Below are 14,587 nucleotides of genomic sequence, written 5' to 3' on the forward strand. Positions count from 1 at the left end.
ATATCGATCCCCCTTGTGACGCTGGCGAATTGGCCGTGTGGGGCGATGTTAGTGAAAGGCGCGGGTCACAGGAAAGTCACGAGAGGTTTCAGTCGTACGCTCCCGCCATGAGTACTGAAGAGACATCACGGTTTGTACGGCTTCGGGTGGAGATCGTCCTGGAGGTGCAGGACGACGACGAGGTGTCCAAGGCCGCGTTGCGCCGGCTCGCCGAGGACGCCGAGCTGCCGGAGGCGGAGCGGGCCCAGGCCGAGGGCGCTGTGACGGAAGACACCGCGGAGGCCCTGGCCTATCTCGTGGATCCCTTCGACCTGGTCAGTGAGGTGCCCGGAGTGGAGCTCCAGCAGGCTTCCTGGTCCAGTGAGCGGATCGACTACGACCCCGACTCGCCCGACTGGGAGCTGGACGAGGATGATGGGGACGGCGACGAGGAAGAGGACGGCATCGGCTGAGCGTCCCGGGGCACCCAAGACCCCGGACGGCAACCGCCGTCCGGGGTTTCGTCGTCCCAGGGGGCGCACGACCGATTCCCGCACCACACGCTCCACCGGCCCATCCGCGGGTTCCCGCGGATGCGGGGATGCCCCACGGCCGCGGACCGGCGTTCCGCGAACGTGGGATGCCCCACAGATGCGTGGGGTGTGGAACGGGACGAACCGGCCGTAGCGTTGAACGTTCTTGGCGGGGGGCCCTCGGGGTTATCGCGACTCGGCAACGATGGAGAGGCTTTGATGACGGACAGTAGGCGGCGCCTGATGACCGCGTCCGCTCTGCTCGGCGGTGTTCTGCTGCTCACGGGCTGTTCCGGCGGCGCCTCCGGCGCCTCCGGCGGCGGCAGCGGCGACACCTCGCAGGCGAAGGCCGACGAGGCGGCGGCCAAGAAGTCGTCGGAGGCGCAGATCACGATCACGCCCAAGGACGGCTCCAACAACGCGTCGATCAACAACTCCGCCGGCGTCACGGTGAGCAAGGGCACGCTCACGGACGTCACGATGACCACCCAGGACGGCAAGGCCGTCGCCGGGCAGCTGTCCGCCGACAAGAAGAGCTGGAAGCCCAGCGTCCAGCTGGAGCGCTCCACCACCTACAAGCTCGCCGCGGCGGCCAAGGACTCCGAGGGCCGCATAGCCCACGAGAACGCCTCCTTCACCACGGTCTCCCCGGCCAACAGCTTCATCGGCACCTTCACCCCGGACAACGGCGCCACGGTCGGCGTCGGCATGCCGGTGTCGATCAACTTCGACAAGGCGATCACCGACAAGGCCGCCGTGCAGAAGGGCATCACGGTCAGCACCAGCAGCGGCCAGGAGGTCGCCTGCCACTGGTTCAACGCCAACCGCATGGACTGCCGCCCGATGGAGTACTGGAAGGAAGGCTCCACCGTCACCCTGAAGCTGGCGCTCGACGGCGTCCAGGGCGCCGCCGGTGTCTACGGCGTCCAGCAGAAGACGGTCACCTTCCACATCGGCCGCAACCAGGTCACCTACGTCGACGCGAAGACCAAGCAGATGAAGGTCACGCAGGACGGCAAGGTCGTCAAGACCATCCCGATCTCCGCCGGCTCGCCCGAGAACAAGACGTACCAGGGCCAGATGGTGATCTCCGAGAAGTTCAAGCAGACCCGCATGAACGGCGCGACGGTCGGCTTCACGGACGACGACGGCAAGGGCGAGTACGACATCAAGGACGTGCCGCACGCCATGCGCCTGACCAACTCCGGCACCTTCATCCACGGCAACTACTGGGGCGCGCCGTCGGTGTTCGGCAACGTCAACACCAGCCACGGCTGTGTCGGCCTCCAGGACAAGAAGGGCGCGAAGGACTCCAGCACCCCGGCGGCCTGGTTCTACGACCACACGCTGATCGGTGACGTCGTGATCGTCTCGAACACCGGCGACAAGACCGTCTCGCCGGACAACGGCCTCAACGGCTGGAACCTGGACTGGTCGCAGTGGAAGGCCGGCTCGGCCGTCTGACGCCCTGACGCCTCCTCACCCCCGTTCCGGTGCCGCCCCCCAGGGGCGGCATCGGCGTTCTCGGGGCCGGCCGCAGCCTTCTCATGCTTCTCTTATGTCGGCCTTATGGTGCCATCACGGTCCGTCCCTAGCTTGCGGGCCATGTTCTTCACCTACCTGAGGCGCGAACTGCGCCGCCGCAGAAAGGCGGCCCTCGTCGTCGCCTCCGGCCTCGCGCTGGGCATCGCGCTGGTCATCGTGGTCAACTCCGTGTCCAACGGCATGGGCAAGGCCCAGGACGAGGTTCTCCAGTCGCTGTACGGCCTCGGCACGGACATGACGGTCACCAAGGCGGCGTCGGCGTCCACCGGCGACGCCCAGCGGCCCCGCTTCCGGTTCGACGCACGGAGCGACGACGACTCCGAGCAGAGCAGCGACCGGGTCATGGTGCAGGGCTTCACCACCCTGCCCTCCTCGACGGTCACCGAGGTGGCCGGCCAGAAGGGCGTGTCGACCGCGGTGGGCGGGCTGAGCCTCAACGTGGTCAAGGTCAGCGGCCAGTTCACCCGCGGCCGGTTCCAGCAGAACGGCGGCGGAGCCGCCGGCGGCTTCCAGCGCGGCGGCGGGGAACAGCCGCAGGGCCAGGTCGAGGGCGGCGGCGCCGACTTCGACATCAACCAGTACACGGTCTACGGCACCGACGTCACCAAGACCGGGATCGGCCCGCTGACCTCCTCGAAGATCACCAGCGGCCGCACCTTCAGGACCACCGAGACCGACGCCAGGGTGGCCGTGGCCGACTCGGCGTACGCCAAGGAGAAGAAGTACAAGGTCGGCTCCACCGTCACCGTCAAGGGCACCGAGTACACGGTCATCGGCATCGCCACCGCGAACAGCGGTGACGCGGCGGCCGGCCTGTACATCCCGCTGAAGCAGGCGCAGACCCTCGCGGGCCAGAAGAACAAGATCACCACGATCTACGTCAAGGCGACCGACTCCCAGCAGATCGACGGCGTCAAGGAAGCCATACAGAAGAACGTCCTGGGTACGACGGTCACCACGTCCTCCGACCTCGCCAAGACCGTCTCCGGCTCCCTGTCCACCGTGTCCTCCCTCGCCGGCAAGGTCGGCAAGTGGCTGTCCGTCGCGGTGCTGGTGGCCGCGTTCCTGGTGGCCGGCCTGCTCACCTCCGCGGCTGTCTCCCGCCGGGTCCGCGAGTTCGGCACGCTGAAGGCGCTGGGCTGGAAGTCCGGCCGGGTGACCCGGCAGGTGATCGGCGAGGCCGTCGTAAACGGCCTGGTCGGCGGCGTCCTCGGCATCGCGCTCGGCCTGGCGGGTGCGTACGCCGTCACCGCGGTCAGCCCCGGCCTGGAGGCGCAGCTGGGCGGGAGCACGGGTGGTGCCGGCTTCGGCGGCGGTCCCGGTGGAGGCGGCCCCGGCGGCTCCGGACGTCAGGCGGCGAGGACCCTTCAGGTCGCCCTCACGGCCCCGGTGAGCGTGACGACGATCGTCCTGGCGGTGGGCCTCGCGGTGGCGGGCGGCCTGACCGCCGGTGCCTTCGGCGGCTGGCGGGCGTCCCGGCTCCGCCCGGCGGACGCGCTGAGGCGCGTGGAGTAGGGCCACCCGACGGCCACGGCCGGCAGGCAAGGCGCGCCGGGCCGCATCGATGTGCGGCCCCACCGCGCGGCCGCGGCCGGCCCCCACGGGCCGGCAGCCGGCACGACGCGCAACCCACCCGAATTCGTTCCCGGAGCCACCATGTACGAACTGAAGAACGTCACCAAGCGCTACGCCAGGGGCAAGGACGCCGTCCAGGCCCTCGACGAGGTCGACCTCGCCATCCCCGACGGCGACCGGCTGGTCATCCAGGGCCCCACCGGCGGCGGGAAGTCCACCCTTCTGCAGATGCTCGGCTGCCTCGACCGCCCCACCTCGGGCGAGGTGTTCCTGGACGGCACCGATGTGACCAGGCTGAGCGAGGCCCGGCTGACGAGGGTCCGCAGCGAGAACATCGGTTTCGTCTTCCAGTCCTTCAACCTCATCCCGACCCTCACGGCCCAGGAGAACGTCGAGACGGCCCTCGTACCGCTCGGCATCAAGGTGAAGGAGCGCCGCGAACTCGCCGCGGACGCACTGCGGTCCGTCGGCCTGGGCGAGCGCCTCGGACACCTGCCCGGCGAGATGTCCGGAGGGCAGCAGCAGCGGGTCGCCATCGCCCGGGCCGTGGTGAAGAAGCCCAAGGTGCTGCTGGCCGACGAGCCGACCGGCAACCTCGACGAGGGCATGCGGGACGAGATCATGGACGTGCTCGAACGCCTGTGGATGGAGCACGGGCTGACCTTCATCATGGTCACCCACGACTCCGCACTGGCGAAGAAGGCACCCCGGCTGGCCACGCTGCGCAAGGGAAGGATCACGGTGAAGGAGAACGCGGGCGCCTGACGGCCCGCAAGGCCCCTCACACGTACGGCATTTCGCGGTTCCGCAACGGTGTCACGGCCGGCGCGTGACAGTTTTCGGACGCGATTTCCCACCGTCTCCTCATCTATTGAGCCGTGTGATCACCCCCCGGCATACTTCGTGATCCGGGGGGTTGCGTGCATCTGTGCGAGTCCACCCCCGGCCGGGTGAACGGGGAATTCACCTGGTACTTCATCTCCAGGGGGAGATCTTGCGCAGACAAGTGAAAAGAGCGGCCGCGGCCGGTGTGGCAACGGCCGCGGCGGTCGCCCTCGCGGCGGGAATGACCAGCCCGGCGTCGGCGAAGCCCGCAGCCACCGCGGCGGCTGCCTCCGCACTCACCGCCAAGCACCACGTCACCCTGATCACCGGCGACCGCGTCGCCCTCGACGCCAAGGGCCGCGTCGTCGGCCTGGAGCGGGCCGAGGGGCGCGAACACATACCCTTCCAGGTCCGCAGGGCCGCCGGACACATGCTCGTCGTACCCGCCGACGCGGCCCGCCTGGTCGCCTCCGGCACGCTGGACCAGCGCCTGTTCGACGTCACCGAGCTGAACAAGGCCGCCACCCGCAAGGCCCAGAAGAACGGCCTGAAGGTCATCGTCGGCTACCGCGGCGCCGCCACGGCCACCAAGGCCGACGTCCGGGACACGGGCACCCTGCGCCGCAGCCTGAAGACCCTCAACGCGGACGCCGTGCAGACCCCGGCCAAGGACACCGCCGGGCTGTGGGACGCCGTCACCGACGGGGACCGGACCGCCTCCGGCATCGCGCACGTCTGGCTCGACGGCGTCCGCAAGGCCAGCCTCGACAAGTCCGTGCCGCAGATCGGCGCCCCCACCGCCTGGAAGGCCGGCTACACCGGCAAGGGCGTGAAGGTCGCCGTCCTGGACACCGGTGTGGACACCAGGCACCCGGACCTCAAGAACCAGGTGGTCGCCTCCAAGAACTTCACCCCCGCCGCCGACGCCACCGACCACTTCGGGCACGGCACGCACGTCGCCTCCATCGTGGCGGGCACCGGCGCCAAGTCGGGCGGCAAGTACAAGGGTGTGGCTCCGGACGCCAAGCTCCTCAGCGGCAAGGTCCTGGACGACACCGGCTCCGGTGACGACTCCGGCATCCTCGCCGGCATGGAGTGGGCGGCCTCCCAGGGCGCCTCCGTCATCAACCTGAGCCTCGGCGGCTACGACACCCCCGAGGTCGACCCGCTCGAGGCCGAGGTAAACAAGCTCTCCGCCGAGAAGGGCGTCCTCTTCGCGATCGCCGCGGGCAACGACGGCGCCCAGTCGATCGGTTCACCGGGCAGCGCCGACGCCGCGCTCACCGTCGGAGCCGTCGACAAGAAGGACAAACTGGCGGACTTCTCCTCCACCGGCCCGCGCACCGGCGACGGCGCCATCAAGCCGGACGTCACCGCGCCCGGCGTCGACATCACCGCCGCCGCGGCCAAGGGCAGCGTCATCGACGAGGAGGCCGGCGAGAAGCCCGAGGGCTACCTGACCATCTCCGGCACCTCGATGGCCACCCCGCACGTCGCGGGCGCCGCCGCCATCCTGAAGCAGGAGCACCCCGACTGGGGCTACACCGAACTCAAGGGCGCCCTGACCGGCTCCACCAAGGGCGGCAAGTACACCCCCTTCCAGCAGGGGTCGGGCCGGATCCAGGTCGACAAGGCCATCAAGCAGTCGATCGTCGCCGACCCGGTGTCGGTGAGCTTCGGCGTGCAGCAGTGGCCGCACACCGACGACAAGCCGGTCACCAGGAAGCTGACGTACCGCAACCTCGGCGCCAAGGACGTCACGCTCGCCCTGGCCGGCACCGCCACCAACCCCAAGGGCGCGGCGGCCCCCGCGGGCTTCCTCAAGCTCGGCGCGACGAAGGTGACCGTCCCGGCGCACGGCAACGCCGCGGTCGACCTCACCGTCGACACCAGGCTGGGCGGCACCGTCGACGGCGCCTACTCCGCGTACGTGACGGCGACCGGCGCGGGCCAGACCGTCCGCACGGCCGCGGCGGTCCAGCGCGAGGTGGAGTCGTACGACGTCACGCTGAAGTTCATCGGCCGTGACGGCAGGCCGGCCCCGTACTACGGCGCCGACCTCACCGGCGTGGCCGGCCTGGCCAGCGGCTCCTGGTTCACCCCGTACGACAAGTCGGGCACGGTGAAGGTGCGCGCGCCCAAGGGCGCGTACATCCTCAACACCTCCGTCTACGGCGACCCGCAGAACGCCACCAAGGGCATCGACTGGATCGCACAGCCGAAGCTGACCATCGGCAGCAAGCAGACGATCACCGTCGACGCGCGCAAGGCCAAGCCGGTCGACATCACCGTCCCGGCCTCGGGCCTGAAGTCGAAGTTCGCCGCGCCCGGCTTCGACGTCACGATCGGCGACGGCCAGTACGGCTACGGCTGGTGGCTCGACACGTACAAGAACTTCCGCACCGCCCACCTGGGCCCGCAGCTGCCCGCCGGGACGCTGCGGCAGCAGTGGGACGGCCACTGGTCCAAGGGCACGAGCGAGGAGTACGACGTCACCTCCGGCGGCCCGGTCAAGCAGCTCGCCACCGGCTTCACCAAGCACTACAAGGCGGCCGACCTGGCCACGGTGAAGGTCCGCATGGGCGCCGCGGCGAAGGGCAAGAAGGGCGCCCTCGACGCGGTGGGCTGGCTGCCCGGCAGCTCCGGCGCCACCTCCATCGGCATCCCGCAGACCCTGCCCGGCACCCGCACCCTGCACCTGTCCGCCAAGGGCGGCGTGACCTGGGAGCTGGAGTTCACCCAGAACAGCGGGGTGGGCCAGGACGGATTCCCGGTCTCCGACGCCGGCTACGAGCTCGGCCAGTTCGGCTTCAAGGCCGGCCGGACCTACACCAAGACCGTCAACACCGCGGTCTTCGGCCCGCACGTCGGCAAGGACTTCGGCCTCTTCCGCAACGGCAACGAGATCTACGGTTCGCTGCCGCTGGTCGCCGACTCCGCCAAGAACGCCGGGTACTCGGACTTCACCTCGGTGAACACCACCCTGTACCGCAACGGCACCAGGGCCGGCTCCCACGACGACCCGCTGTTCGGCGACAAGACCTTCAAGGTCCCGGCCGGGGACGCCGCGTACCGGCTGACCACCTCGGTCACGCGGTCCTCCAAGGTGGCCGGGGCCTCGACCCGGATCGACGCGGCCTGGACGTTCCGCTCCAAGAAGCCGTCGGCCGGGCTCGCCCAGCTGCCGGCCTCCGCCCTGCACTTCGGCGCCACGACCGGCCTGGACAGCCGGGTCCCGGCCGGCAGGAAGGTCACCTTCCCGGTCACCGTGGAGGGCGCGGCCGCGGGCGGCAACCTGAAGTCCCTCGCCGTCTACGTCTCCTACGACGGCCGGAACTTCAAGAAGGTCGACGTCCACGACGGCAGGATCACCGTGAAGAACCCGGCGAAGAACAAGGCCGTCTCGTTCCGCGCCAAGATCACCGACAAGAAGGGCAACACGTCGGCGATCACGATCTACAACGCGTACTACGGCAAGTGAGCCTCGTACCTGAGTAGGCCATGAGCGAACGGCCCACCGGAGCAGCAGCGTCCGGCGGGCCGTTCGTGCTTGTGTGCTCCCATGACGGCTCACACGGTCGAGTACATCCGTTACCGCGTTCCCGAGCAGCAGTCGGCGGAGTTCCTGGCCGCCTACACCCGAGCGGCGGCCCAACTGGCCGCGGCCCCGCAATGCACCGACTACGAACTGGCCCGCTGCGAAGAGGAGCCCGAGTCCTTCGTCCTGCGGATCACCTGGACGTCCACGGAGGACCACCTGGAGGGCTTCCGCAAGTCGGAGCTGTTCCCGCCGTTCTTCGCGGAGATCAAGCCGTACGTGCGGCAGATCGAGGAGATGCGCCACTACCGGCCCACGTCCGTGCGGGGCACGGGCGCGGCGGTCCCGACCCTCTACGACTGGGCGGGCGGCGCCGAAGCCTTCTCCCGGCTGACCTCGATCTTCTACGACAAGGTCCTCAAGGACGACCTCCTCGCCCCGCTCTTCGCCGGTCTGCCGCCCGAGCACGCGGAGCACGTCGCCCTGTGGCTGGGCGAGGTCTTCGGCGGTCCGGCCCGCTACTCCGCGACCCAGGGCGGTCACGGGCACATGGTCGCCAAGCACATGGGCCGCAACATCGGCGAGGCACAGCGCCGCCGGTGGGTGGACCTCATCCAGGACGCCGCCGACGAGGCGGGCCTGCCGACGGACGCGGAGTTCCGCTCGGCGTTCCTGGCGTACGTGGAGTGGGGGACACGGCTGGCCGTGCACTTCTCCGGTCCTGACGCCCGGCCGCCCGCCGAGCAGCCGGTGCCGAAGTGGAACTGGGGGGCGATGCCGCCGTACCAGGGGTGACGCCCGCGGTGACGCCGACGGTACGGGCGCGGGGTGACGCCGAAGGCGCGGGCGCGGGGTCAGGCCGAAGGTGCGGGCGCGGGGTCAGGCCGAAGGTGCGGGCGCGGGGTCAGGCCGAGGGTGCGGGCGCGCGGTCAGGCCGAGGGTATGGGCCGGGTCGCGTCCGTGCCCCAACTGGCCAGCAGACGCAGGGACTCCGCCGACGGGGAACCGGGCTCCGCGTGGTACGTCACCAGGCCCAGGTCCGAGTCGTCCGTCAGGCGGAAACTCTCGAAGTTCAGGGACAGGTCGCCGACCAGGGGGTGGTGCAGGCGCTTGACCCCGTGGCTCTTCTCCTTGACGTCATGGGTCGCCCACAGCCGGCGGAACTCCTCGCTCTTCACGGAGAGTTCACCCACCAGGGCGGACAGGCGCGGGTCGTCCGGATAGCAGCCCGCGTCCATGCGCAGCGCGCAGACGATGTCGATCGCCTTCTGCTCCCAGTCGATGAACAGGTCGCGGTACTCCGGGTGCAGGAACACCAGCCGGGCCCAGTTGCGCTCGGCGGGCGGCAGTTCCGACCAGTCGCCGAAGACCGCGGCCGCCATCCGGTTCCAGGCGAGGATCTCCGCACGCCGCCCGACGATGTACGCCGGTACGCCCTCCATCGTGTCCAGCAGCCGCCGCAGCGCCCCCCGCACCTGCTGCTGGCGCGCCGCCGGCTTCTTCTTGTGCGACTTCGGCTTGGCCAGGTGGGTGAGGTGCGCGTGCTCGGCGTCCGTCAGGCGCAGGGCGCGGGCGATCGAGTCCAGGACCTCCGCCGAGACGTTCCGTCCGTTGCCCTGTTCCAGGCGCGTGTAGTAGGCCACCGACACCCCGGCCAGCTGCGCCAGCTCCTCGCGGCGCAGACCCGGCACCCGCCGGTGCCGGCCGAAGGCGGCCAGCCCCACGTCCTCGGGCTTCAGCCGCGCCCGCCGGCTCCGCAGGAACTCGCTCAGCTCCGCCTTCCGGTCCAGGGGCCGGCCGGCGGCGGCCGCCGTACCCGCTCGCTCGTCCCTGCTGTCCATGCGTCCAGTATTCCCGGTCGTACGCACGGGAGCCTGTCCTCGCTGGTGGTAGGCACAGCGGTCGTACGCAAACCCGTGGACTGGGTGGTGGGTGCGGATGGGATGCAGGCTGGACACGTGCCCGGTCGGAAGGCGACCCCGCACGATCCCCCTAGGAGAACCCCGGCATGACCACTGTTGCTGCCTACGCCGCACCCGCACCGAAGGCCCCGCTGGAGCGGACCACCATCGAGCGGCGCGCGGTCGGCGAGTTCGACGTCCTGATCGACATCAAGTTCGCCGGTATCTGCCACTCCGACATCCACCAGGCCCAGGACGGCTGGGGGCCCGGCATCTTCCCGATGGTCCCCGGCCACGAGATCGCGGGCATCGTCTCCGAGGTCGGCTCCGGCGTCACGAAGTACGCCGTCGGCGACCGGGTGGGCGTCGGCTGCATGGTCGACTCCTGCCGCGAGTGCGTCAACTGCGCGGCCGGCCTGGAGCAGTACTGCCTCAAGGGCGGACCCACCTGGACCTACAACGACACCGGCAAGGACGGTGAGCCCACCTACGGCGGCTACTCCGAGCAGGTCGTCGTCGACGAGAACTACGTCGTCCGGATCCCGGAGGGGCTGTCCCTGGACGTGGCCGCGCCGCTGCTGTGCGCGGGCATCACCACGTACTCGCCGCTGAAGCACTGGAACGCCGGACCGGGCAAGAAGGTCGCCGTCGTCGGTCTGGGCGGGCTCGGCCACATGGGAGTGAAGATCGCGCACGCCCTCGGCGCCGAGGTCACCGTCCTGTCGCAGTCCCTGCGCAAGAAGGACGACGGGCTGCGGCTGGGCGCCGACCACTACTACGCCACCAGCGATCCGGACACCTTCGAGGAACTGGCGGGCACGTTCGACATCATCCTGAACACCGTCTCGGCGCCGCTCGACTTCTCCGCGTACGTGGCCCTGCTGCGCACGGACGGCACCATGGTGAACGTCGGTCTGCCCGAGGAGCCGGTGCAGATCGTGCTCCAGACGATGTTCGGCCAGCGCCGCAGCATGAGCAGCTCCGGCATCGGCGGCATCGCCGAGACCCAGGAGATGCTGGACTTCTGCGCCGAGCACAGCCTGGGCGCGGAGATCGAGCTGATCGGCGCCGACCGGATCAACGAGGCGTACGAGCGGGTGCAGGCCGGCGATGTGCGCTACCGCTTCGTGATCGACGCCGCGACGATCTGAGTGGTGGCCGGGCGGGGTCGCGCCGTCCGCCTTGCAGGCCGTGTTCCGGCTGCCGCGCCGTCGTGCTCACCCGCGCAGTTCCCCGCGCCCCTGCGGGGGCGCTGTTCGGGGGCTTGGTCGCAGGGTGGGGCGGTCGGTTGTGGGCGGTGTTCCGGCTGCCGCGCCGTCGTGCTCACCCGCGCAGTTCCCCGCGCCCCTGTGGGGCGCTGTTCGGGCGGGGGGTGTCGGTCAGTGCACGGGCCAGCTGTCTCCGGCGCCGTACGCCCGCACGGTGACCTCGCCCTCCGAGTGGGGGCGTACGACATGGGCGCGGCCGGCGCCGGTCACCCGGGCCTCGCCGTCGCCCACCACGAGCATGGTGTTCTCGTCCACGGCGACCCCGTACGGCACGTCTCCCCGTCCGACCGCCGCGACCAGCCGGGCCAGCGTCCCCCACTGCGCCGCGTGCACGTCCACCGCGAACGGCACCAGTCCGAGACCCGCCCGCACCTCGACCTCCGCCAGATCCTCCCCGGTCTCCTCCGGGCACACCGGGACCCCGTCCACCAGCCACCCGCCGACAACGGCCCGCCGCGCGGCGACGGCGGCCCCGGCGGAGAAGCCCGCGTACGGCACCTCCCGCTCGGCCAGCAGCCCCGGCAGCCGTTCCAGGCAGCCCGCGAGCGCGTCCTGATACGCGGGGGTGAGCCCACCGCACACCAGCAGCCCGTCGATCCCCTCCAGCGCGGCCTCGGGCTCGAACCTGGCGCCGAGCGGCACCAGCAGGGGCACCGGCGCGCACGTCGGCCCGGCCTTCCCCAGCGCCGCCGCGTACCGCTCGAACTGCGCGGCACCGTCCCCCTCGTCGACGATCAGGCACCCCACCCGCCGCTCGCCGCGCACCTCCCGCAGGAACGGTTCGTACACCTCGGCGCGGTCCCAGCCACCACCGATCAGGAACGTACGACTGCCCATGTCCTCCCCTTCGATCCCTGTCCACACGCGGGCGAAATCTACGGGGCGGAGGCCCGCGCCGTCGCTCGAATTAGCCGCCGCCCGGACGAGCGGCCCGGGAACGCGGGCCGCAGGGGCGGCTCAGCGGGCCGGCCGGAACAGCTCGGCCGCGGTGCCGCCGAGCACCCGGTCGCGGACCTCGCCGGGGACCGTGGCCCGCTCCACCATCGCGCGGGCCACGACCGGATCGCCGTACGGCGCGTCGGAGCCGAAGAGGGTGCGCTCGGGGATTTCGCGGACGGCCAGCCGTACGGCGATGACCAGGAACGCCGTGGACAGCTCCAGGTACATGCCGGGCGTGTCCCGGACCAGCTCGACGGCCTCCATCCAGTGCAGCCCGCCGAGCTGGCTGACGACCAGCGGGACGCCGGGATGGCGGCGGGAGAGCGCGGCGAGCGTGCGCAGGTCGTCGGCCGTGGTGGGCGCGAACCCGTGCACGACCACGGGCAGCCCGCCGTGGTCGGCCGCGGCCCGCAGCACGGGCTCCAGCCGGCCGGCCCGTCCCGGGGCCGGGGTCAGCTCGCCGATCCCGCGCAGCCCCCGCCCGACCACGTCCTCGGCGACGGCCCGCTCGATCTCCTGGTCCGGCAGCTCCAGCGGCACGGACCCGAACCCGACGAACCGGTCCGGATGCGCGGAGACCGCCGCGCTGACCTCGTCCAGCGCACCGGCGAAGCCCTCCCGGGACCCGCCCTGCCCGCCGAGCGCACCGTCCAGGACGGCGAACTCCTGCCGCAGCGCGGCGAGATCACCGGCGCGTTCGGGATGCGGCCGGGTCGGGAACAGGACGGCGCGGTCGACGCCGGCGGCGTCCAGGGCGTCGAGATGAAGGCCGACGGGGTCGTGCACGTGCCCGTGCGCATCGATGATCACTGTCCTGCTCCCCGCAGTCGTGGAATGACGCTGACGAGGGGAGAGTTGCAGCCTGACACAGTGGCAAGGTCAAACGAGAAGGCCGCGAGCGGGCGGCCGGGCGGAGAAGGAAGCACGGCGTGCTGATCGGTGAACTGGCGGTCCGGACCGCGACCAGCCCCCGTCTGCTGCGCCACTACGAGGCCGCGGGCCTGCTGACCCCGCACCGGCGCGCCAACGGCTACCGCGAGTACACGGAGGCGGACGTCCCCCGTGTCCGCCGCATCCGTACCCTCCTCACCGCCGGCCTGCCGGCCCGGGTGGTGGCGTCCCTGCTGCCGTGCACGACGGACACGGAGACGGGCCCCGCCCTGGCCGCCTGCCCCGGAGTCCCCGAGGCCCTGCGCCGCCGTCTGACCGAGCTGGACGAGAGGGCCGAACGCCTGGAGACCGAGCGGACGGAACTTCGCCGGCTGCTCGCCGAACTGACCTGACCCGACCTCGGGCCGGGTCAGCCGTTCGCCGCCGTGGCCTCCGCCACCGCCTGTACGACCGTGTCGCGGACCTGGCAGAAGTACCCGGCCGGGTCGTTGCGGTAGCGCCACGGAAGCGCGTTCACATGCCCGTCGACCAGCTTGAACTGTTCCAGGGCCGCCTCGTTGCGGTCCTGGAGGTGCAGGTAGAACGCGAGCAGGTGACGCAGTTCCGGCAGCCGCGGGTGGGACGGGTCGGCGGCCGCCGCGTCCCTGAGGGCCGCGTCGACCCGGGCCACCATCTCCGGGGTGTTGTCGGCCGCGGTGGTGTCCGACTCGTCGTGCTCGAAGTGCGCGATGAGCGGCAGCGCCGTCAGCAGGCTGCCCAGCGGCGCGTCGGCCGCCGCCCGCTCGGCGAACTCGACCGCGAGCCGCTGCGAGCCGCGCCACTTCGCGCACCAGTACTGAAGCGCCGCGTAGTGCGCCTCGTAGTGGTGCGGGGCGCGACTGGTCAGCTCGGCCCACAGCTTGTCCATCTCGGCGTTCGGATAGCCGAGGCCCAGCGCCACCCAGATCTCCGCGACGAACGGCGTCGGGTCGTCGGGGTTCAGCGCCGCCGCCTTCGCAATCTCCTCACGGGCGGCGGTCAGCGTGCGGTGGAAGCCGTCGAACTGCTCCCGGGTGGTGTACTGGGCCCGCTTGCCGCCGCGTATCTCCCACGCCAGGTACACCGTGCTGCGTGCCCGGACCCCGGCCGCGTCCGGGTCGTCGCGCCGGGCGGCCTCCCACGCGAGCAGCCACGTGTCCTCCTCGGCCGCGATCTCGGCCAGCAGAGCGGTGAACGCGGACCGGCGGTCCCAGTCCCGGCCGATCGCCGTGAGCACCTCGGCGCCCGGGACCCAGTCACCGCCGCGCACCGCGGCGAGCGCGGTGGCCCACTCCTTGGGCAGGGGCGCGGCCAGCTCGGTGTTCTGCCGTTCGGCGGGCAGCAGGCCCAGCTCCGCCGCGGCCTGGGCGGCCTTCGTGTCGTCGTCGGGGGTGGGGGAGAAGAGCTCCTTCAGGAACACCCAGGCCAGCCACAGCACGAAGATCGCCGTGGGGACGGCCAGGATGCCGAGGATCCAGAAGAGGACGGTCATCGAGTCGGTCCGTTCGTTTTCGAGAAGCGGCTGGTCAGGCCGGTGGGGGAGGGCTGGTCAGGCCGGCGGGGAGGGCAGGTCGG

Annotated in this window: 12 protein-coding genes; 8 read left to right on the top strand and 4 right to left on the bottom strand. The window is 71.2% G+C overall.

The window, feature by feature from the left end; genetic code table 11:
- The first annotated feature begins 107 nt into the window (after positions 1 to 107).
- The 6 genes from JK361_RS14730 to JK361_RS14755 all read left to right on the top strand — a co-directional run bounded on the left by JK361_RS14730 (position 108) and on the right by JK361_RS14755 (position 8,790).
- Positions 108 to 452, top strand: coding sequence for a hypothetical protein (locus JK361_RS14730; protein WP_201817232.1), 345 nt, complete (start codon positions 108 to 110; stop codon positions 450 to 452).
- A gap of 279 nt (positions 453 to 731) precedes the next feature.
- Positions 732 to 1,976 (top strand): L,D-transpeptidase, encoded by a 1,245-nt coding sequence (locus tag JK361_RS14735; RefSeq protein WP_201817242.1) that lies wholly within the window; start codon positions 732 to 734, stop codon positions 1,974 to 1,976.
- 141 nt (positions 1,977 to 2,117) lie between these two features.
- A complete protein-coding gene (locus tag JK361_RS14740; protein ID WP_201817245.1) occupies positions 2,118 to 3,572 on the top strand; it encodes an ABC transporter permease in 1,455 nt (484 codons plus the stop codon).
- Between the two features lie 141 nt (positions 3,573 to 3,713).
- Complete coding sequence (locus JK361_RS14745) at positions 3,714 to 4,397, top strand: ABC transporter ATP-binding protein (RefSeq protein WP_201817248.1); 684 nt, start codon at positions 3,714 to 3,716, stop codon at positions 4,395 to 4,397.
- Positions 4,398 to 4,698: 301 nt separating this feature from the next.
- Positions 4,699 to 7,938: a S8 family peptidase gene (locus JK361_RS14750; protein ID WP_236053022.1), complete on the top strand. Its 3,240-nt coding sequence runs from the start codon at positions 4,699 to 4,701 to the stop codon at positions 7,936 to 7,938.
- An 81-nt stretch (positions 7,939 to 8,019) separates the two neighbouring features.
- Positions 8,020 to 8,790, top strand: a complete 771-nt coding sequence (locus tag JK361_RS14755) for a group II truncated hemoglobin (RefSeq protein WP_201817251.1) — start codon at positions 8,020 to 8,022, stop codon at positions 8,788 to 8,790.
- A gap of 134 nt (positions 8,791 to 8,924) precedes the next feature.
- Here the strand turns inward: JK361_RS14755 and JK361_RS14760 are convergent, their stop codons facing one another.
- On the bottom strand, positions 8,925 to 9,836 hold the full coding sequence (locus JK361_RS14760; protein ID WP_201817255.1) for a helix-turn-helix domain-containing protein: 912 nt from the start codon (positions 9,834 to 9,836) through the stop codon (positions 8,925 to 8,927).
- A 167-nt stretch (positions 9,837 to 10,003) separates the two neighbouring features.
- Here JK361_RS14760 and JK361_RS14765 point away from each other — a divergent pair, with 167 nt between their 5' ends.
- Positions 10,004 to 11,047 carry an NAD(P)-dependent alcohol dehydrogenase gene (locus JK361_RS14765; RefSeq protein WP_201817257.1) on the top strand — a complete coding sequence of 348 codons (1,044 nt, stop codon included), beginning with the start codon at positions 10,004 to 10,006 and terminating at the stop codon, positions 11,045 to 11,047.
- Between the two features lie 228 nt (positions 11,048 to 11,275).
- On the opposite strand, the gene JK361_RS14770 is transcribed toward JK361_RS14765, so the two are convergent.
- Positions 11,276 to 12,001, bottom strand: coding sequence for a type 1 glutamine amidotransferase family protein (locus JK361_RS14770; RefSeq protein WP_201817259.1), 726 nt, complete (start codon positions 11,999 to 12,001; stop codon positions 11,276 to 11,278).
- A gap of 120 nt (positions 12,002 to 12,121) precedes the next feature.
- Positions 12,122 to 12,913 (bottom strand): amidohydrolase family protein, encoded by a 792-nt coding sequence (locus tag JK361_RS14775; protein ID WP_201817261.1) that lies wholly within the window; start codon positions 12,911 to 12,913, stop codon positions 12,122 to 12,124.
- A gap of 119 nt (positions 12,914 to 13,032) precedes the next feature.
- Here JK361_RS14775 and JK361_RS14780 point away from each other — a divergent pair, with 119 nt between their 5' ends.
- Positions 13,033 to 13,386: a MerR family transcriptional regulator gene (locus JK361_RS14780; RefSeq protein WP_201817263.1), complete on the top strand. Its 354-nt coding sequence runs from the start codon at positions 13,033 to 13,035 to the stop codon at positions 13,384 to 13,386.
- Between the two features lie 17 nt (positions 13,387 to 13,403).
- Here JK361_RS14780 and JK361_RS14785 read toward each other — a convergent pair whose 3' ends face one another.
- Entirely contained in the window at positions 13,404 to 14,504 is a 1,101-nt protein-coding gene (locus JK361_RS14785) for a hypothetical protein (RefSeq protein ID WP_201817265.1), read from the bottom strand.
- Between the last annotated feature and the right edge of the window lie 83 nt (positions 14,505 to 14,587).

It is taken from the genome of Streptomyces musisoli, from assembly GCF_016741855.1.
Lineage (GTDB): Bacteria > Actinomycetota > Actinomycetes > Streptomycetales > Streptomycetaceae > Streptomyces > Streptomyces musisoli.